This is a genomic window from Bengtsoniella intestinalis (genome assembly GCF_039719005.1).
Classification (GTDB): domain Bacteria; phylum Bacillota; class Clostridia; order Oscillospirales; family Oscillospiraceae; genus Oscillibacter; species Oscillibacter intestinalis.
The window spans coordinates 2,587,483-2,608,326 of the sequence record NZ_CP133584.1 but is presented as its reverse complement, the minus strand read 5'-3'; the positions used below and the strand labels follow the sequence as shown (position 1 = coordinate 2,608,326).

Here is a 20,844-nt window from a genome sequence, read left to right as displayed (position 1 = left end):
TTCTGGTCTGCTAAAACAACAAAAACCGCCGTCTCAAATGGAGCATACCGCCCAAAATAAAGTCGGCATCCAGCACAGCGGATCTAACAACTAACGCAAACATATCGTTGCCTTCCCCACATAAAATCCAAGCCACCAGCTGAGCTGGTGGCTTGGGATAGCCCTAAACGGGCGGAACTAACATACCCCTAAAGGGATCCCGAACGGTCTGCCATGTGCATTGCTGTTTCGGGCTGCCCCTTTAGGGGTTTTTTCCTGCCTTGGTATTCTTACTCTCCGTGAACGGGTCAGTGCACTCTTTCAGGTTCATTTGGTCTGCCATTTGGTCTTCTTGCAGTTGCTGCTTTATGTACTCTTGTATTTGCTTTTTATTTCGCCCCATCGTGTCCACATAATAGCCTCTCGCCCAAAAATGTCTGTTCCCATATTAGTACTTCAGATTTGCGTGTCAAATCTTGTCGGATTCTACGCGGATGGAGGTGATGTGCCAGTGCGGTGGTACGTTCTGCTCATTAAGTTCATCTTGAAACCGCTTCGGCATCGCTGCAAAACATGCTTCAATTGTAATTTAAAGTTAGAATTCACAAAAGCCCCTTGTTAAACTCTTCCAATATTCTACAAAAAATTTGTACAAAACGGAAATTTTACCAAAATTTGCAAATACACTATTGACTTTCAGAGACGATAACGCTACAATAAGCCCAACAAACATACACACGTGTATATACACAATTTGAACATCTTTTTAGGAGAACTAACACGTTTTCTTGGTGATGTTTTTTTATTTCATCGTTATAAATACGTGTGTATAAAATGCAAGTAAACTTTTATCCCTTAGAAAGACTTTTATATCAAATCGAAAATTCAAATGATAAAGGACGTGGTAGACGCACAAACACACCAACAAGAATATCTTTCTTTAGCAATCACCGCCTGCATATCTCACACCTGTTTTTACCCAAAATAAAATAAAAATTTGGCAGTTTGCATAGATATCTATGCAACAGAAAGGAATGCACAATTATGAAAAAGATGATGGCTACTTTACTAAGCTCCTTGATGGTATTGTCTATGCTCAGCGCTTGCAGCTCTGATACCGCAAGCACAACCACCACAACCGAATCCACTACAACGACCACAACGACCACCGAGGTTGCCGAAGAGACCGTTGAAAACAGTGATGGCACCGTTCCTCAACCTGAAGGGTATCCTAGCAAAGAAATCACTTTCATTGCTCCTGCAGATGCCGGCTCTGACGCTGATACTAACGTTCGTACTATTTCCGATCATATTGATTTGGGCGGCGCAGATATTGTCGTGCAAAACATCTCTGGCGCAACCCAAACAATCGGTATTGCCTCTGGTGCTGCTGCTGCTGCCGATGGTTACACCATCGTATCCTTGGTTCCTGCTGGCAACTGGATTCAACCACACTTAATCGACTTGACTTACGATCCCGATAGTTTTACTTGTGTTGCAAATTTGTTTGATGACGCCACTCAAGTATTCTTCGTAAGAGAAGATTCTGAGATTCAAACCGCCGAAGAGTTTATCCAAGCTTTAATCGATGGCCAAACCTTTAAATATGCCACCCCCAACAATGGGTCTGTCCCCCATATTATGTCTCTGGATATGATGGATCAATTGGGCGCTACAGGCACAACTCACGTTGCTTATAACGGCGCAGCAGAAGCAGTTACAGCATTGCTTTCTGGTGAAGTTGATTTTGCAATCGCAGCCTATGGTGTATTCCAAGAAAACGTCAACGCTGGCCAAGTTCGTGCTATTTGCGCCTCCTTTGATGACGGTATTGTAGAGGGCAATGTTCCCGGGATTGCTTTCCTTGACGAATTTGGCTTAGAAGGGTTAGAACTATATGCAGGCTTCACCATTCTGGCTGTTCCTGCTGGCACTCCCGATGACATCGTTGCTTGGTTACGCCAAGAATTTGAAACTTATCTAAGCGAATCTGATGTTTGGCTTGATTATTTGGATGCCATCGGTCGTGTTCGTGAGAACATTTATGTAGGCGATGAACTTGATCAAGCTAACCGTGATATTTTTGATGCCTATGGCTCCATCATTGACACGTATTGGTAATCGTATCAAAAATCCTGCAGCAAGCAATCTAGTAAGAGTTATAAAGGAGATAATGAGATTTGAAAAAGATACAACAAGATTTAATTAGCGGTACAATAGTCGCTGTGTTCAGCGCAATAATGATTATGTATATTATTCCTCTAGGTATCTCTGTCACCTCTTTTGGTGAAGGAGCCTCCATGGGGATCAATTCTCAAACGTTTCCTCTGGTGGCTACTTACTTCATGTTAATCGCCTCGTGTGTTCTAATTGTTAGTTCTGGGCTAAAATTGTTAAAATTAAAAAAAGAACACCCTGAAGAATTTAAGGTTAAAAACAAACCTCGTTGGAAAGATGAACTACGTACAGCTATATTAGTTTGTTTGTGTGTATTGTATGCCATCCTGTTTTCTACTGTGGGCTATGTCATTGCAACCCTCATTATCCCACCTTGTATGTTACTTCTTATGGGCAGTCGTGATTGGAAGCATTATGTTTCCGTTTACTGTGTCGGCATTGTCATTTATGTTATTTTCAAATTTATAATGGGCATTCCACTGCCATAACAAGGGAGGATTGAAACTATGCAAGAATTTACAAATGTTGCGCTAGAACTTGTTCAGCCAATAAACTTATTCCTCATGAATATAGGTCTTGCAGTTGGAGTAACTGTTGGCGCTTTACCCGGCTTAAACCCTGTAATTGCCATTACTTTGCTACTTCCGTTCACTTATGCGCTAGACTCCATTGGCGCTATCTTGCTTCTGCTTGGCGCTTATTGTGGGTCTATCTATGGTGGTTCTATCACCGCAATTCTCATCAACACTCCTGGCACTGGATCTGCCATGGCAACCATGATTGATGGCTATCCACTGGCTCAACAAGGGCGTGCTGGTGATGCTTTAAAAAGCGCACTCGTCGCTTCTGTTTTTGGTGGGATTTTCAGCTGCATCTGCTTGATTTTCTTTGCCCCTACGATTTCCTCCTTCGCATTACAGTTCCATTCCGCTGACTATTTCTCGCTGTGCTTATTCGGACTTTGTATGGTAGTAAGTGTAAGCGGAGGAAACATCTGTAAGGGTTTAATCACAGCAGGTATTGGCTTACTTATCTCATCCATAGGCATTGATACTATGGACGGAATTGCTCGTTTCACTTTTGGCAAACTAGAATTACTGGCGGGTATCCCTGTTATTTGTGTTATGATGGGTGCATTTGCACTGGGTAATGTTTTTATTAAATGTTATAACCAAGAAAAGCGCATCGTAAGTGATGGGCTTGAGTTCCAAAAACCAACAGTTAAGGTATTGCCTCTCATTCGTGAAAATTTACTGTTACTCATTCGTTCTTCAGCTTTAGGGTCATTTATCGGTGCCGTTCCTGGCACTGGCGGTTCTTTAGCTGCTTATATGAGCTACAACATTCAAGTTAGCTCTGCAAAAACAGAGGAAGAAAAAGCTTCCTACGGCAAAGGAAATATCCAAGGTGTTATGGCACCTGAAAGTGCGAATAACGCCATCACAGGTGCAACACTCATCCCCATGTTAACTCTTGGCATCCCTGGCGATGGTGTGGTTGCTGTTATTGCTTCCGCTCTGTTCATTCACGGAATTTCCCCAGGTCCTAGTTTGTTTACGGAAAATCCTTTCTGGGTTTACTGTTTAATGGGTGGATTATTAGTGATTAATATCTTCATGTTTTTGCAAGGTTCTTTCTTTATCAAAGCATTTGCTAACGTTACCAAACTCCCTATGGTTATTTTATTGCCTTCTATTGTTATGTTATGTGTTGTTGGCGCATACACCGCTCGACAGTATATCTTTGATGTAACACTGATTATGGTCTTTGGACTATTGGGCTATATTTTGCATCGATTAGATTTCCCTCTTCAACCAATGACAATCGGTATTGTTCTTGGCGCACTATGTGAGCGTAATTTTAGAAGAGCGCTTATTATTAACGATGGTAGCTTGTCTATTTTCTTTACTCGTCCACTATCCTTATTCTTTCTCTTTATCTGTGTTTTCTCATTGCTCTATCCTCAAATAAAAAAATATATGAAAAACAAAAAAGGACGGGTAGTTTCATGAACACAAAACCAAACATTGTATCAATTTTAATGGACGATATGGGTTGGAGAGATTTAGCCTGTTGCGGCAGCGAATTTTACGAGTCTCCAAATATTGACCGCCTGAAAGAACGCGGCATGTTTTTTACACAAGCATATGCCGCTTGTCCTGTATGCTCTCCCTCACGAGGAAGTATGATGACAGGTAGGTATCCTGCAAGACTAGGTCTAACTGATTGGATTAGTCATTTCGGTGCACACCCCTGCAAGGGAAAGTTAGTAGACGTTCCCTACATCAAGCATTTACCAGAAAATGAAGTCACCGTTGCATCCACCTTAAAAGACCACGGTTATGCAACCTGGCATGTCGGAAAGTGGCATCTAGGGAAACAACCGTATTTCCCTGAAAATTTCGGGTTTGATGTCAATAAAGGCGGTTGTGCTTGGGGAAACCCAGAGACGGCTATTTTATGCCTTGCAACATTTCTACCCTACCAAACGGTCCAGAGGGAGAACATTTAACTGATCGTTTGACCGATGAAGCCATCACGCTCATTCGCCAACGTGATCAAGAAAAACCATTCTTTTTAAACTTATGGCATTATGATGTGCACATCCCCTGCGAAGCAAAAGAAGATCAAATTTTATACTTTGAGGAAAAAGCGAAAAAAATGGGCTTAGACCAAAAAAATCCTTTTGTAGAAGGTGAGTTTTTCCCCATTGAAAAGAAAAAAGATTTACGCTTGTGCCGCAGAACATTCCAATCTGACCCAGTGTATGCTGCCATGATTTATAATTTGGATTTGAACATTGGACGATTACTAGACGCCTTAGAGGCCGAGGGGCTTACAGAAAACACACTGGTTGTCTTTACCTCTGATAACGGTGGACTCTCTACCTCTCTAGGTTCTCCTACTTCTAATGCTCCAGCCCGAGAAGGAAAAGGCTGGATGTATGAAGGCGGTGTGCGTGTTCCTATGATTGCTGTATGGCCAAATCATATTCGCCCTGGCTCTGAATGTGACTATCCTATTACCTCAACCGACTTTTTCCCTACATATTTAGAAGCCGCTGGTCTGCCTTTAATGCCAGACTTGCATAAAGATGGGCAAAGTATGATACCACTCCTTGAGGAACACGAAACACCAGCACAACGGCCTATTTTTTGGCATTATCCTCACTACGGTGAGTTGGGATGCACCCCTGGGTCTAGTGTTCGTTTGGGAAAATTCAAATTATTAGAATTCTTTGAGGATATGCACGTTGAATTGTATGACCTTGAGAATGATTTTAGTGAAGATTTTAATCTTAGCGAAACACTCCCAGAAAAAACTGCAGAATTGCTAGATTTGCTTCATTCTTGGCGCAATAGCATTGAAGGGAAAATCCCACAAGCAAATCCCGACTATGTTCCTTGGCCCAGATTTACTACAGACGAATAATTCGACCATGATGTCGCTTAGGTATTTGTTCGTAGAACGATTATCTAAGCGTCATCATGCTAAAATTATTGTAATCCATGAAACAGCGCATAACAGAAATGGAGATTTTTATGAAAAAGCAACCCAATATCATTGTATTCTTGAGCGATCAACAGCGTCACGATTCTTTGCAGTGCTATGGGCAAGAATTGCCAACCTCCCCTGTGCTAGATTCTTTGGCTCAAGAAGGCGTACTATTCGAAAACTGCTATTCTTGCCAGCCCGTTTGCGGTCCAGCACGTGCTAGTCTACAAACTGGTAAATATCCTACCAGCCTAGGTTGTCACATCAATGGTTATGGTTTAAAAACAGACGCATATACCATTGCTAAGGCCGTCTCTACCGTAGGATATGAAACCGCTTATGTGGGGAAATGGCATTTATCAAGCGATTTTGAAAATGGAATTAATATGGTTCGCAAGCCCATTCCCCCGAACGAATGGGCGGTTACAAAGATTATGTTATGGTGTCCGAATCTTTAGAAATGACCTCTCACGGATATGATGGATATGTCTTTGATAAAGATGGCAACCGCGTTGACTTTATCGGTTATCGAACTGATTGTATCACCGATTACGCCATCAACTATCTGCAAAACAAGTCTTCTGACAAACCATTTTTACTATTTGTTTCTCACATTGAACCACACCAACAAAATGATCGAAATTGTTATGAAGGTCCCGATGGATCTAAAGAACGATTTAAGGATTATAAAATCCCTCAAGATTTGCTAGATGGCAAATTCGAAGGGGACTGGAAAGCCAATTATGCCGATTACTTAGGACAATGCCGTGCATTGGATGATAATTTAGGAAAGTTAGTGAACACACTCAAAGATTATCATCTGTATGACGATACCGTTATCCTATATTCTTCTGACCACGGTTGTCACTTCCGCACACAAGATGGCGAATATAAGCGCAATGGTCTTGACAGCAGTCTGCATATTCCAATGGTGGCCGTTGGCGGTCCTTTCCGTGGTGGATTGCGTTGCGATAGCATGGTCAGTAATATTCAGATTGCACCCACAGTTCTAAGCCTTGCTGGTGTTGATATGCCAGCGGATAAAGACATGACGAAAGAAACCCTTATGGATGCAATAGAACCTACATATCCCATACAAGATGTGTTCTTCCAAATTAGTGAAACAGAATGCAGCCGTGGTATCCGCACACACAAATGGAAATATTGTGTAAGTGCACCTCATGTACAACCAACATTGGATATGGATGTGAATTTTACTCAAGAAAAATATCGCGCTATGCTGGCCATGTCTAAATTAAATAGTGATAGCTATATTGAGCAATATCTTTTTGATCTGGAAAAAGATCCTTACGAAAAAAACAATTTAGTAGGCGACCTTACTTTGCTCACATTGCGTTCAGAATTGAAAGAGCGTCTTCTCAATCGAATGGAAGCTGCTGGCGAGGCACGGCCAGAAATCTATCCTCATGGCACCCAATTACCCCAACGCTACTAAGCGTCTAACCCATAGCCAATGAAAGGATTTAAAATTATGACAAACGGAATTGCTGGTAAAGTTGCGATTATTACAGGTGGCGCCCGTGGAATCGGGTTTGGTATTGCTACGAAATTTGTGGAAGAAGGCGCCCGCGTGGTCATTGCTGACGTGTTAGAAGATGGCGCGAAAGCCGCTGAAAGTTTGGGCGATATGGCTTCTTTCTATCGCATTGATTTGTGTAGCCGTGAAGCTGTGTTCAAAATGTCTGATGATGTAGCAGCTGAGTTCGGACATATCGACATTTTGGTAAACTGTGCAGGCATCGCCCGCCCTGTCCCCACTTTGAAACTCACGGAAGAACTGTTGGACCAAGTGATTGCAATCAATATGAAAGCACCCCTGTTTTGCTGCCAAGCTGTGGGTCGATATATGCGTCGCCAAGGCGGTGGCAGTATTGTCAACATCTCCTCTGGGAACAGCAAAATGATCAACGTTGGCCGTACACCCTACGGCATTACCAAGGGGGCCGTCAATCTGTTGACCATGCAATTGGGGGCAGAATGGGCCATGTATAATATCAAAGTCAATGCCATTGCTCCAGGCTGGATTGAAACTGAAATGGTGAAAAAACCTTTGCGTAGTGGGATTTTAGATGAGAAGAAAATTCTTTCTGTCTCTCCCATCGGTCGCTTTGGCAAAGTGGAAGAAATCGCCAATCTGGCACTATATCTCTCTAGCGATGCTTCAAATTACATGGTGGGGCAAATCCTTTTTGCCGACGGCGGCTGGAGCTTAGGTATTATGCCCGACGGTCTAGACTATATCCGTGAAAACGATGGAGACGACTTTTAATAATTTCCTTATTTTGCCATATTTGTATGGGTGTGGTATACTCAGTAATTATACACCTCGCTCCTCTCTCTAAAGTGTAGCTACGCATACTCTTGCCTTTCACTCAAAGCAATCTCCACGCTTTCCTCTGCAAGGGTAAATAAAAAGTGTATAAAAACGTTTATTACAAATGGTGGAAGGATTATATTCTATGAAAAACAACATAGCTTGCGCCACCCGTGCAGATGTCGCTAAGTTGGCTGGCGTTAGCGAGACAGTGGTTTCTTATGTAATCAATGACAATCGGTATGTTGAAAAAACAAAGCGTGCCCGTGTTTTGGCGGCCATTGATGAATTGCATTATCAACCCAATAGCATTGCCCGTGCCATGAAAGGCAAGGGTAGCAAACACATTATGTTCATAGCCGATCATTTTTCCAATGGTAATTTTGGCGAGTTACTGAGCAAACTAGACACCTATGCCTATCAGGAAAAATGCTTTTTGTCCCTTTGCACCAACCGTGATGATGAAGAATTCATTCGTCAGCTCATCAGCCGTCGGCTCGATGGCATTATTATCAGTTCTGTCAGTTTTTTAGAAAGCCGTATTCAACAACTTATTGACGCTGGTATTCCAGTAGTTTTGCTTAAAAACCGCGATTATAACAACGTCCATGGCGCGGGTATGGTGAGCACAGGGTTGTATCAAGGTGCTGGTGCTGCTGTGCAATATCTATATGACAAAGGGCGTCGCCACTTTTTGTACATCGACCGTATGTCTACCCGTAATCATTTTAGCACCATGGAAGATTTTCGTTTGCGCGGCTTTGCCGACAAAATGGACGAACTGGGTTTGGATTGGAAGACAAGGGTAATTACAGGGTGTGCATCTTCAGATGAAGTCGTTGCGACCATTCAATCATTCATGGAGCACAGCCCTGTGGATACGATTTTTGCTCGTAACGATAACATGGCCTGCTTGGGCTTACAAGCTGTGGTGCAAAGCGGTCGTCTCGTGCCACAAGATATATCTGTTATGGGCTTTGATAGCACCGATATCAGTCGCTACGTATCCCCATCTTTAACAACCATGGAAGTGGAAAAAGAGGCGGTGGCCAAAGCGGCAATCCAAATGCTTATCGATATCCGAGAAGGAAAACCATTGAATGATGAAGGGTTGTTGTTCCCCACAAAACTGATTGAACGACAGAGCACGTAATCCGGTTGGTAACAATACTATAAAATTGAAAGCAAGGATGTGACACAATGCTTGTTCCAACAAGAGCAATTTTAGCGGCTGCTGATCAGTATCAGTATGGTCAGGGCGCATTCAACGTGAATGCTGTGGCGCAAGCCAAAGCAGGCATCCAAACCCACGAACTACTCCGTAGCCCTGCCATTTTACAAGGGGCAGACTTGGCAAACGGCTTTATGGGTGGCAACACTGACTTTATGCACGCAACGCTAGAAGACAAAAAAATTGGTGCAAAAAACATTGCAAATGCTGTGAAACAGTATGGCGAAAACAGCCCCATCCCCATCGCACTGCACTTGGATCACGGCAAAGATTTAGACTCTTGTATTGCCGCTATTTCAGGAGGCTACACAGGGGTAATGATTGACGGTAGCAGTCTTTCTTTTGACAACAATGTGGCGCTGACCCGCGAAGTGGTGCGCTATGCCCATCAATATGGCGTCAGCGTGGAAGGTGAGCTGGGCGTATTGGCCGGTGTGGAAGACGATGTATCCAGCGGCCATAGCACCTATACCAATCCTGTGAAAGCCGTTGAATTCTTTAAGAAAACAGGTGTGGATGCTTTGGCCATTAGCTATGGAACCATGCACGGCGCCAACAAAGGAAAACGCACAGTCATTCGCAAAGAAATCGCCATAGCGGTGAAAGAATGTATGCGCCACGAAGGTGTGGCTGGATTTTTAGTGAGCCATGGCTCATCCACTGTACCACAATACATTGTGGAAGAAATCAATGCCTTAGGCGGCGATATTCAAAATGCGTATGGGATTGCCTTAGACCAATTGGTAGAAGCAATCCACTGTGGCATCAACAAAATCAATGTAGACACAGATATTCGTTTAGCTGTGGTGCGCAATATGCGCGAGCTGTTTGCCAAGGAAGTGGCTTTACGAGAAAGTCCTTCTGTAGGCCCTATTTATCAACTTTTACAAGAAAAGCCCCAAGGATTTGATCCACGGATTTTCCTGCCCCCCATTATGGAAACGGTAATGTATGGCACAGGGGTGGATGACGATATTGCAAAAATTCTCCACTGTGTTGAATATGGTGTTCACGAAGTGGTCAGTCCGTTGCTGGTGCATTTCGGCAGCGTGGGCATGGCACCAAAGGTGGAGCAGGTGACCTTGGAAGAAATGGCAGACCGATACAAAAAGGGGCTGGCCTAAAAAGATATTGATACGTATTTTGCGAATGATCCTTTATAGAAAGGGAGTCTATGGAACACACACACATCATTGACCAACTCAATACAACCAAGGGAAGCGCTTTGCTAGGGATTGATGGCATGGTAGATGAAGTCTGGGAGCTGATTGCCAGTCGCACAGACCAATCTACGTTCACCAAAATGGCACGCATGATGGATTTTGGGGATGTAATCAATCAACGAAAAACCGGTGGCATGGCCATTGAGCGCGTGTTGAAGCGGCGCATCAGTGGTGGATTTGTTTGCAACACAGGCCGTGCAGTGGCAAAGCTAGGACAAGAGACCACTTTGTTAGGTTTATTTGGTACGCCCACCATTGAACCGATATTCCATGAATTTGACCAGTTGGCAAGTCTAGTTTCTCTGGGCCCCAGCGTGAATATGCACCTATTGGAGTTTGCTGACGGGAAAATCATGATGCCAAATCTGCAAAACTTATTTTCTCTGCAGTGGAAAACGGTGGTCGACACCTTAGGACAAGAAACTGTCGACCAACTTTTAAATGTAGATGTTGTGGGTATCGGATATTGGTCAAATATGTATGATTTTGAGGCTGTTTTGCAAGGAGTGGTCACCAGTTGCGTTGGAAATGGAAAAACAAAACGGATTTTCCATGACTTTGCAAACCTCAACAAACGGACAAGGGAAGCCTTGACACTGGCACTAGAGACACTGCAAACACAAGATAAAATACTGCCACAAACGCTCAGTCTCAATGAGCACGAAGGGGGCATTTTGGCAGGTGAATACGACTTACCCTATCCTGCGGATGTAAATCACGTTGAGACATGGCAACAAGTTTTTGAGACTGTTTGTGCACTGCGCGAGCGTATAGATATTGATGAGTTGATTGTCCACACATCTCACTACGCTGTCATTGCCACAGCGACACAAGGGGCTTGGGTTTCATTCCAAAAATTCTGCCAATCCCCAGTGAAAACCACGGGGGCAGGGGACACATTTAACGGCGGATATATGGTGGCCTCTATGATGAACTTGTCTCCACAAGAGCGCTTGTTGATGGCCAATGCCACCACCCACTGCTACGTCAGCACAGGAGAGGCCCCACCACCGCCGCCTTAACGCAAGCGTTGGCTGATTGGGGAACACAGACTTAACCCTTTTGTAGTTCATCCCATGCCTCCCAGAATACAACATGATTTCTAAACAAAAAAGTGATATAAACCGGATAGTTCTATCCAGTTTATATCACTTTTCTTATGATGTAAATTCCACCATCTCCGCCATATCCCGACACACTCTCTCAATGAGCAAGCGGTAATATGCCACCTTGTAACAGCCGGTATACGTTTACTTTTTTGGGGGGCACCGAACCTAATCACGACTCCAGCAGGACAGGTAGACACCCTCAGGGCGTCCACCTGTCCTGTTTGTAGCTATTTCAAAAACACCCTGCTGTCTCCATTATAAATTCTATTTCACACCTTATCCCACATATGCAGTGCTGTTGCGTTCTTTTCATCACCTGAAGCACCAAGCACAACCCTCATTGTCCCATTCTATCTTCCAATTCCTTAATATAATTTTGTATTCTCAAACACACGGATTCTCGTGTATGATTTTCCTGAAACTGGGTCACCAACTGGGTCATGTAATCCCAGAACGCATTCGTGGTATTCTTTTCAGTAATTTTAAATAAAATGCCTGCTGTTGATTCGTTGAAAATAAATGCCTCATTGTCTTCAAAGACATGAAGGGACAGCTCGCTTGGCTTTTCATCATCTATGTATACCGAAAAATGCCTATGTGCTTGCAATAGTTTCACAATGTTTTCTAGGTGTAATTTGTATTCAATGGGTGTGTAAAAAATTTGTGTTTCATTATAAATGGTTGCACTTGTAACCAAGGCTTTATTGGCAAGGACTGTGTCAATGTCATGCAAATAAATAATATGCACAGTATTGGACTGGGAATCAGGGGCAAACAATTCCCCTTTTAAAAACGGACTTTCTTTGTTCAATTCTAGCCCATCATATCGCTGGTAAATCTGCTTTAACACACACGCAGGCATGGATACAATCGGCAAGCTATAGGATTTCAAAATATTATCCTTAGACTTGGCAATTGATTCTCCAAGAATTTGATTATACCGTTTGGTAAACGGCTTAAAAAACTCAATCAACGGTTTACAAAGGGACAAATAGCTATAAAATTCATTGGTAAACGCATCGACCGCCTGTATATCTGTTGTAAAAAAGGTAGGGCTTACTTCTGTCTGTGCACCGATTGATGTAGAAAATGTTGCGGCATTTGAAGCCACCACCGATAAAGAGCGCTTATAAATCCCATCTCTTAGCTTAGGGTAATAATACGCATCAATGGCACCTGTTGCATAAAATGGCAACCATCGTAAAATAATGTCAAACATTTCATCAATATTATAACTGATTTTATGAATTACTTTCACCTTGCCCTGCTTTAAGATAATCTGCCATAAAAACGATTCCCATTCATAGGAAATTCCATTCATCCATTCGCCACTCTCATCACTAAAAAGAAGCAGCGTGACAGGTTTATTCAGCTTTGCCGCCCGACTCAAGAGCATCAACGTGGCTTCTTTTCGCCCTTCATCTCCGTAAAAGCACAGCAGATTTTCTTCACTTTTTTTATCATTACTGACAGGAGCCGACATATCCGACAAAATGGCGCGCACCTTTGCATTGAGGCTTGGTTGGTTTAAAAACGCAAAAACACGTTCTTCAATATTGCTTGAAATATCTTCACCTATTACATCTGACATCATCTGTATTTTTTCTGCTGTGTCACAATTTTTGGCGATATATTTGGCAATGGGCATCATATATTCACTGTCTTTGCTCAAACTCCTTGTTCCATTTCGAAGTCGGCTAATGTAAGATGGGTCAAACACCAACTGTTTGGCCAACGCACTATTGGAGGTTTCTGTAATTTTCATCAAAAGATTTAACTTGTTTGAAAATGTCATATGAATCTCCTTATGCGTAAAACTGATTCATATTCAACAACTCTGTAAAACTTTTTAACCCATCAACGGGGCGCCATCCCGTAGGAAAGGTCATGTCAAATTGAACAATGCTCATTTCCAATGTACCCAGCCGCCTTCCATTTTTATAAGAAACCTTCCCCCCGAATGGAATTTCAAAATCTTCCTGCTCCATCGCGTCAATAAAATTGTCCCATGTTAATTCTGCATCCCCCAATCGCTTGATGCCTTCCACGAAAAAATGTGCTGAAATCCAGCCACAATGTGCATACCCATTCATTGCGTAATCACAAAGCCATTCTGAAGCGATTTCTAAATTCAGGGCACGTTTATCATCGTAATTCAACCAGCTCAACGCATACACATCAAACAAATTTTGCAAAACAGCATCCGTCTGATAGGCCACGGTAATCACAGAATTCAAGTATGTGGTCAACACAGGCTTTGTATTTTTGTGATGGACCAACGCTTCAATTACTCTGGCAAAATACGCCTGTGACGCACCGACCACAATAAAATCAGCCCCGGAGTCGATAATGCGCCTTGCACATACATCTACATTATCAAACGATTTATTGATTTTTTGGAATTCACAATCTATATCCAAGAGTAGGCTTTCAATCCCCACCCCGTTTTTAATATCACGGCCTGTGCTCTCATCCACATACAACATACCGATTTTGGAGATGGATTTATTTTGATTCATAGAAATCAAACGCGCCACCATGGCCCGTCCTTCTGTGATATAGACAGGTTGAATCGGAAACACATTTCGCATGTCACTTCTCATCCCATCAGAATACAACTCACCCACCCCTGTGGCAAAGCCGATGACAGGGATCCCTGTCTCTTTGATGCACTTTAACGTAGAACGCACCACAGGTGCCCCAAAGTGAGAGATATACGCAAACGCCTTTTCTTCAAAAACCAACTTTTCAAAGCAAGTTTGCGCAATATCAGGGTCGTATTCATCATCCATATGGTTCAATGCAAACCTATATCCATTGACTCCACCTTGTGCATTAATCATATCAAAATATGCTTTGATGCCTGCCACAATGGGATCTCCCGTGGAGGCAAAAACACCAGATATAGCCGCACTGTTGCAGACTAAAATTTCTTTCATCATCAAGATGCACCACCTTCTTTTATTATCCATGCCACCCTAAATACCTTGCCAGCGTGACACACTACACTTACATATATACATTATAGTCTTTTTATCAATTTGCACAATATATTTCTCCTAAAAAATGCGTTTTGTCACAGTTTTGTCACAATTCAATTTTTCATGTCATTGACAACTGTTGGAAATTTGTGTATTTTGTCGAAATTTGTGATAGCATATATGCAGACCAAAAAAGAAAAGGAGAATTATATTATGGAAACTTTAGGTATCTTAGGACTCTTGCTCGCTATCGCCGCACTCATTTTCCTCAGCTATAAAGGCGTAAATGCCTTTGTGGCATCCCTAATCGCCTCCGCAATTGTAATCGCCACCAACGCAATGCCATTTTGGAGCTCTTACAGCACATATTATGCAGATGGCATGAAAAGCTTCGCAGGGAGCTACTTCTTACTCTTCGGCCTTGCTGCAGGGTATGGCGAACTGATGAAAGTCAGTGGTTCCGCTGAATCTGTTGCTTCTAAACTCTTCACCCTCTTTGGTGCAAAATGGGCACCTGTGGCTTGTATCCTCGTAACATTGCTGATGGCAATGGGTGGCATCTCCGCATTTGTTATTATCTTTGCCGTTTACCCCGTGGCCGCACCTCTATTCAAAAAATCCAACATCACCAAAGAGCTGATGCCTGGTATTTTCCTGTTTGCATCGGTCACCCTTTGTCTGTGCCTGCCTGGTAACCCCACCAGCACAAATGCACTGCTGACAACACCTTTGGGCACCAATGCCTACGCCGCACCTATCATGGGCATTATCGCTGGTATCATCGGCCTTGTCATCGGTTCTATCTATGTTACATATGCTGCAAAGAAAGAAACCGCCAAAGGAAACGGCTATATTGTCTCTGGCACAGACTCCACAGAAGATTTTGAATCTGATGGCAAAATTTTGCCCAACTTCTTCGCTTCTGTTTCCCCTTTGCTGGTAGTTATTATCTCCATGCTGGTCCTCAAAAACATGATGACCACTGTAGACAGCATCAACACCTCTTTGTTGCTGGCCATCGCCCTTGTTTCCCTGTTGAACCGCAATACCCTCAAAGGCAAAATCGTTTCCACGTTCTCTACTGGCTTCTGGTCTAGCATCACACCTTTGATGTTGACTGGTGGTGTTATGGGTTTTGCTGCTGTGGTGCAACAAGCTGATGGGTTCCAATACTTCATCAACTTCGCAATGGGTATGTCCGATATGTTTAACCCCTATGTGTCTGCAGCCATCGCCGTAAACGTTGTGGCTGGTATCACTGGTACTGCTTTGGGTGGTTTGCAAATTTTCTCCACTACCATGCTTGACAGTTATCTGAATCTGAACATCAATCCCGAAGCATTCCACCGCTTAATGGTTATTGCTTGTTGCGGTTTGGACACATTGCCTCACTGCGCAACCTTTATTTCCATGGCCGCCGTTTGCGGCGTTAGCATCAAGGGTTCTTACAAACACGTATTGCCCCTCACCGTTATTACTCCTATCATCCTAACCATCGTGTGCATCATTTTGGCAACACTGGGCATTGTTTAAGAAAGAGGCTTCCCATGACCCTACTTACAAAAAAACAAGTTTTCAAAGAAAAATCTTTTGCATTTAAAGCTGGCCAATCTCTAGACATCCAAATGGGATACGAAACATTTGGCACCTTGAATGACGATAAAAGCAATGTTGTTTTAATTGTACATTACTTTTCTGCAAATAGTCATTGTGCAGGGAAATACACCCAAGAGGATGCAACTTCTGGATATTGGGATAGTTTAATCGGCCCTGACAAAGCCATCGATACCAATAAATATTTTGTAATTTGTAGCGATAATCTTTGTAACTGTGGCGCTTACAATCCATCTATTTTCACCACAGGGCCCGCTTCCATCAATCCAGAAACACAAAAGCCATATGGTTTGTCCTTCCCTGTACCCTCTGTGTTGGATATTATCAATTCCCAAAAAGCGCTTTTAGCAAGCTTGGATATTTATCATGTAAATGCCATTGCTGGTTTCTCATTCGGGGCTATGTCTGCCTATCAATGGTCTGTCTCTTATCCTGATTTCATGGATAAAATCATCGCCATTAATGGCTCTCCCGTGCACCCATCCTACGGCTCATTTGCGCCACTGCAACATAGCATTCGTGTGGCAGCATTGGACCCCAAGTGGAACAACGGGGACTATTATGATTGTGAAGAAAAGCCTCACGAAAGCCTTCATCTAGCCATGCAAATGATGAATGTTGCTGCCTTCCAAGGTGCGTCCTATGAACTTCTCTATCCTCGCGTCCACGGGGAAGACAGCCCTGCTTACTCTGAGATTACGCAGTTTAATTCCTTCGAGCAAAAGCTCTACGACGCGGTCAGTGTCTCTCTTCCTTTGGTGGATTTGAATCATTGGATTTATACCTGTAGAATGTGCATCAACTTTGATATTACCCGCACATTTGACGGCGACATTGAAAAAACCTTCAAAAGCATACGCGCCAAACTGTTGGCCATCACTTGTGATGATGACATTTTGCACCCCTCCGCCTTTGTGAAACAGTATGTTGACTTAATCGACGGTGGAGAACAATTCACATTTAAAAGCCAATACGGGCATATGTCGGCTGTTTTAGAAACACAGATTTTTGAACATAAAATCAAGGCGTTCTTAGAAAACAGTCCCTCTCCCCTTGTCTAAACCCATCTCCGCCACATCCCATCGCTATCTTCCGATAAGTAAGCGGTATTATACCGCCTGATTGCTTGACTATCGATGGTTCAAATTAGTCAGCAGCTCCAAAAAAATCCGAGTAGATTAATTCTACTCGGATTTTTTCTCACTTATTATCAGCTGTTTATTTATCTCACATACCTGCACCGCGGTGGAGCATGGTGGTGTAGGAGTATTTATCCCCTGCAAACACCCCACGGGCAAAGAGGAGGGGTTCATTTTCGGCAGACAGATTCAGCCGCTCCAAATTTAAAACCGCAATGTTCTGCTCTAGTTGCAACAGCTTGCGCTCTTCCATGTCGGCAAGGCGAGCAGACATAATTTGCTGGGCACGCTCCACAGGATGGCCAATGAGAGAAAGAGCCTTATAGAGAATGTTTTTTTCTAAATTGAACACTTCTAATTCTTCCCCCAAATAGGCTGGAAAATAGTTGTTTTCAATGACCAACGGGGTTGTCTGATGAGAATACAGCCGCTGAACAAAGAAAACTTGATCAGATTCGGATACGTTTAATGTGTTCCAAATGTCATGAAGATCAGGCGAATAGTCCAAATATTGGCATTGACACAGCTGACTTTCAGTGGATAAGCCATTATCTCGTAATTCTTCCATAATCCCTTTTAGCTCCCGCATAGACACTGTCAGTTTGCGGTTTGCAATAAAGGTGCCTGCGCCTTGGCGGCGAATCAGCACGCCTTGGTGTACCAAATCATCCACGGCTTTGCGAATGGTCACACGGCTCACTTGGTACAGCTCTTCCATCTGTCGCTCACTGGGCAACCGATCGTCACTTTTATATTCGCCAGATTGAATTTTGGAAACCAAATCAGCTTTGATTTGCTCATACATAGCGCCAGTGCTTTTTGTAAACACCACATCACCTTCTTTCATTATATATGAGTATACCATACAAACACATAACTGGTCAATACCAAATTAGAAATTGGTATACACAGATATCACCCCCTGAAATTGCAACCACATTGTCTCATTTTGAATCCGATTCCAGGGCTATACGGGTCAGTTTTGTAGTGGAATTAAATAAAATCCTATTGTTAAATTTATGCAAACCTCCAATATTGCTATATTGGTATTGACATGGTATTAAATTGGTATTATTATTTACGAAAAGGTAATAATTGACATGACCAATAAGACAAGAAGAGTTGGAGGGAGCCCCCTATGAAAAAGCCCAATGTAATCCTCATTTATCCCGATGAAATGCGCTATGACACCATGTCTTACACAGGCAACCCCCTTTGCCAGACGCCAGCTATTGATGCACTGGCACAGGCTGGCGTATCCTTTGACAATGCCCACACCTCTTTCCCCCTGTGCTGCCCCTTCCGCGCTTCCATGATGACAGGGAAGTACGCCCATGACCACGGCATCCTCTGCAATCACTACAAAATCCCTCTAGAGCAAGAATTTTTACCCAACATGATGAAAGAGCACGGCTACCGCACAGGTTGGGTTGGAAAGTGGCACTTAAACGGCGGCAACAAGTTCCAACCCGTGGAACCAGAGTATCGCTTGGGCTTTGACGAGTTCATCGGCTACAGCCGCGGTCACGAATATTTGGAAGGTATTTTCTACAAAAATAACGACCCCACCCCATACAAGTCTCACAAATACGAGCCTGAATACCAAACCGACCACCTGTTGGACTTTGCCAGCCGTGCCATCGCCGACGATGTGCCGTTTATGGGCATGATTTGCTACGGCCTGCCCCACCATCCAGTGGAGTTGGCGCCTGACCATTATAAATACAAATATGACCCTCAAGATGTGCCGCTCTCTCCCATCGTCCCTTCTTGGAAGGCGGAGGAAGCTAAAAAATACACAGCCATGTATTACGGGCTTGTCTCCTGCGTAGACGACCAAGTGGGACGGGTTACTCAGTTCTTAGACGAGAAGGGAATTGCGGATAACACCATTTTGATTTTCGTCAGCGACCACGGAGATATGTGCTACGAAAATGGCTACACCGACAAGTATATCGCCCACAATGGCTCCACCCATGTGCCCTGTATCATCCGCTATCCTGATTTGGTGAAACAAGGGGTGAAGGTCTCTCAAATCATTGACCCCACCATCGGCATCACCCCCACCATCTTGGATTTGTGTGGGATTGATATTCCATCGTATATGCCGGGCAAAAGCTGGAAAACCGCCATGGTCAATGGGGCTGACCCCAATTTGAACGCCTATTCCTATTATCAACTGCCGAAAATCTCCCAATCCTTGTGCGACGAGTTTGACTACATTGCAGAAAAGAAAAACTTCCCAGAGCGTGGCCTCCGCACTGACCAATTCCTCTATGTTGAAAAATGCGGTGTACCGTATGAAATGTACGACTTGACCAAGGACGCCTACGAGCAATTTAACTGCGTGGAAAATTACAACTACTTATACGAAATGCTGGAACTGCGCCAACAGCTAACTAACGTGATGGCAGAACTGGGCGACAGTTGGGACGTGGAATTGAAAGAATTCCCCGAACACTATTACAAACACAGCGAAGGCTCAACCTTACACCAAGAAATTTATCAATCAGCCGTTTATGTTGATTAAAGGAGAAGAAAGTATGAAATACGCAAAAAGAATCGCAGCAATCCTGTCTCTGTCCTTGTCTCTGGTGCTCACTGGCTGTTCCTCTGATGGTAGCACCATGACCGCCGATGAAATTTCTAGCTACCCAAACGAAACCATTGAGTTTATTGTGCCAGCGGCGGCAGGTGCACTCATTGACATCCCCACCCGTTCCGTGGTGGAACTGTTGAACAAAAGCACCGATTCCCAATCTGTGGTGGTGAATATGTCTGGCGCCAGCCAAATCACTGGCACAGCAGAAGCATTCAACCGTGGTGGCACTGGCTACACGGTGCTCACCTGTGCCCCTGCTGGGGTGATGCTCCAACCGCTGATGGTGGAGTTGTCTTATTCCATTGAAGATTTCCGCCACATTGCCTTGTTGACCCCTGGTGATGTGAACGTGGTGGTGACCAATAGCACCTCTGAGCTTACCACATGGGAGGCTCTGGTAGAAAAAATTGAGTCTGGCGAGCGCCTCACTTGGAGTGCTTCCAACCAAGGTGGCATGGGTCATCTGGCCGCTTTGCAAGTGCTAAACGAACTGGGGCTTGAGGCAGAATTCATCCCCTTCTCTGGCTCTAGCGAAGGGATTGCCGCCTTGTTGGGCGATCATATCGACTTCTATGTCACTGACCGCAGTGATGCTGTTCCCCGTGTGGAATCTGGGCAAATCAACGCCCTGTTGACCTTGTCTGACACCGCTACTTCTGATTTACCAGACGTACCAGCTGGGGATGACATCGGCGTGTACGGCATGGAATGTTTCATTGGCTACTATTCCTTGGCTGTCCACAAAGACACCCCTGATGAAGTGGTGGATTACCTGAAAACCAACATTGACTTGGCCTTGCAGACCGAAGAATATCAAGCGTATCTAGATAGTGCTAATTTTGACTCTGTCCCCATCTTAACGGAGGAAGAGGTGACAGATATCCTCCTCTCTGAATCCCAAGAATTAGAAAAAATTATCGCCAATCTACAATTCACAGTGGAAGAATGAATGGAGTTG

19 protein-coding genes and 1 pseudogene are annotated in these 20,844 nt (G+C 43.7%); 15 read left to right on the top strand and 5 right to left on the bottom strand.

The annotated features are described in order from the left end of the window. Positions 1 to 10 precede the first annotated feature (10 nt). On the bottom strand, positions 11 to 136 hold the full coding sequence (locus RFF05_RS12455) for a hypothetical protein (protein WP_409967395.1): 126 nt from the start codon (positions 134 to 136) through the stop codon (positions 11 to 13). Positions 137 to 241: 105 nt separating this feature from the next. Further along, positions 242 to 448 (bottom strand): annotated as a pseudogene (locus RFF05_RS12450) (transposase); the annotation flags it as partial. A 575-nt stretch (positions 449 to 1,023) separates the two neighbouring features. Here RFF05_RS12450 and RFF05_RS12445 point away from each other — a divergent pair. From RFF05_RS12445 to RFF05_RS12395, 11 genes are all read left to right on the top strand, one after another. Further along, complete coding sequence (locus RFF05_RS12445; RefSeq protein WP_409967394.1) at positions 1,024 to 2,100, top strand: tripartite tricarboxylate transporter substrate binding protein; 1,077 nt, start codon at positions 1,024 to 1,026, stop codon at positions 2,098 to 2,100. Between the two features lie 59 nt (positions 2,101 to 2,159). Next, positions 2,160 to 2,645 (top strand): tripartite tricarboxylate transporter TctB family protein, encoded by a 486-nt coding sequence (locus tag RFF05_RS12440; protein ID WP_409967393.1) that lies wholly within the window; start codon positions 2,160 to 2,162, stop codon positions 2,643 to 2,645. Positions 2,646 to 2,663: 18 nt separating this feature from the next. Continuing rightward, positions 2,664 to 4,169, top strand: a complete 1,506-nt coding sequence (locus RFF05_RS12435; RefSeq protein WP_409967392.1) for a tripartite tricarboxylate transporter permease — start codon at positions 2,664 to 2,666, stop codon at positions 4,167 to 4,169. Next, complete coding sequence (locus RFF05_RS12430) at positions 4,166 to 4,669, top strand: sulfatase-like hydrolase/transferase (RefSeq protein ID WP_409967391.1); 504 nt, start codon at positions 4,166 to 4,168, stop codon at positions 4,667 to 4,669. Before RFF05_RS12435 ends, RFF05_RS12430 begins: the two co-directional genes overlap by 4 nt. Before the next feature lie 8 nt (positions 4,670 to 4,677). Then, positions 4,678 to 5,589, top strand: coding sequence for a sulfatase-like hydrolase/transferase (locus RFF05_RS12425; RefSeq protein WP_409967390.1), 912 nt, complete (start codon positions 4,678 to 4,680; stop codon positions 5,587 to 5,589). Positions 5,590 to 5,699: 110 nt separating this feature from the next. Next, on the top strand, positions 5,700 to 6,110 hold the full coding sequence (locus RFF05_RS12420; protein ID WP_409967389.1) for a sulfatase-like hydrolase/transferase: 411 nt from the start codon (positions 5,700 to 5,702) through the stop codon (positions 6,108 to 6,110). Beyond that, positions 6,092 to 7,108, top strand: coding sequence for a sulfatase-like hydrolase/transferase (locus tag RFF05_RS12415; RefSeq protein WP_409967388.1), 1,017 nt, complete (start codon positions 6,092 to 6,094; stop codon positions 7,106 to 7,108). Before RFF05_RS12420 ends, RFF05_RS12415 begins: the two co-directional genes overlap by 19 nt. Positions 7,109 to 7,144: 36 nt before the next feature. Continuing rightward, on the top strand, positions 7,145 to 7,942 hold the full coding sequence (locus RFF05_RS12410; protein WP_409967387.1) for an SDR family NAD(P)-dependent oxidoreductase: 798 nt from the start codon (positions 7,145 to 7,147) through the stop codon (positions 7,940 to 7,942). A gap of 190 nt (positions 7,943 to 8,132) precedes the next feature. Next, positions 8,133 to 9,140: a LacI family DNA-binding transcriptional regulator gene (locus tag RFF05_RS12405; protein WP_409967386.1), complete on the top strand. Its 1,008-nt coding sequence runs from the start codon at positions 8,133 to 8,135 to the stop codon at positions 9,138 to 9,140. 47 nt (positions 9,141 to 9,187) lie between these two features. Next, a complete protein-coding gene (locus tag RFF05_RS12400; RefSeq protein WP_409967385.1) occupies positions 9,188 to 10,342 on the top strand; it encodes a class II fructose-bisphosphate aldolase in 1,155 nt (384 codons plus the stop codon). Between the two features lie 50 nt (positions 10,343 to 10,392). Beyond that, positions 10,393 to 11,463, top strand: coding sequence for a PfkB family carbohydrate kinase (locus tag RFF05_RS12395; protein WP_409967384.1), 1,071 nt, complete (start codon positions 10,393 to 10,395; stop codon positions 11,461 to 11,463). Positions 11,464 to 11,887: 424 nt separating this feature from the next. On the opposite strand, the gene RFF05_RS12390 is transcribed toward RFF05_RS12395, so the two are convergent. Further along, a complete protein-coding gene (locus RFF05_RS12390; RefSeq protein ID WP_409967383.1) occupies positions 11,888 to 13,345 on the bottom strand; it encodes a hypothetical protein in 1,458 nt (485 codons plus the stop codon). A gap of 10 nt (positions 13,346 to 13,355) precedes the next feature. Continuing rightward, positions 13,356 to 14,492 (bottom strand): ABC transporter substrate-binding protein, encoded by a 1,137-nt coding sequence (locus tag RFF05_RS12385; RefSeq protein ID WP_409970115.1) that lies wholly within the window; start codon positions 14,490 to 14,492, stop codon positions 13,356 to 13,358. Between the two features lie 252 nt (positions 14,493 to 14,744). On the opposite strand from RFF05_RS12385, the gene RFF05_RS12380 reads away from it, so the two are divergent. Together RFF05_RS12380 and RFF05_RS12375 are read left to right on the top strand one after the other, a co-directional pair. Further along, entirely contained in the window at positions 14,745 to 16,064 is a 1,320-nt protein-coding gene (locus RFF05_RS12380; protein ID WP_409967382.1) for a GntP family permease, read from the top strand. 14 nt (positions 16,065 to 16,078) lie between these two features. After that, positions 16,079 to 17,206, top strand: a complete 1,128-nt coding sequence (locus RFF05_RS12375; protein WP_409967381.1) for a homoserine O-acetyltransferase — start codon at positions 16,079 to 16,081, stop codon at positions 17,204 to 17,206. A gap of 166 nt (positions 17,207 to 17,372) precedes the next feature. On the opposite strand, the gene RFF05_RS12370 is transcribed toward RFF05_RS12375, so the two are convergent. Beyond that, positions 17,373 to 18,131 (bottom strand): GntR family transcriptional regulator, encoded by a 759-nt coding sequence (locus RFF05_RS12370; protein ID WP_409967380.1) that lies wholly within the window; start codon positions 18,129 to 18,131, stop codon positions 17,373 to 17,375. A 291-nt stretch (positions 18,132 to 18,422) separates the two neighbouring features. Here RFF05_RS12370 and RFF05_RS12365 point away from each other — a divergent pair, with 291 nt between their 5' ends. Beyond that, on the top strand, positions 18,423 to 19,814 hold the full coding sequence (locus RFF05_RS12365) for a sulfatase-like hydrolase/transferase (RefSeq protein ID WP_409967379.1): 1,392 nt from the start codon (positions 18,423 to 18,425) through the stop codon (positions 19,812 to 19,814). A 13-nt stretch (positions 19,815 to 19,827) separates the two neighbouring features. Then, entirely contained in the window at positions 19,828 to 20,835 is a 1,008-nt protein-coding gene (locus tag RFF05_RS12360; RefSeq protein ID WP_409967378.1) for a tripartite tricarboxylate transporter substrate binding protein, read from the top strand. Positions 20,836 to 20,844 lie beyond the last annotated feature (9 nt).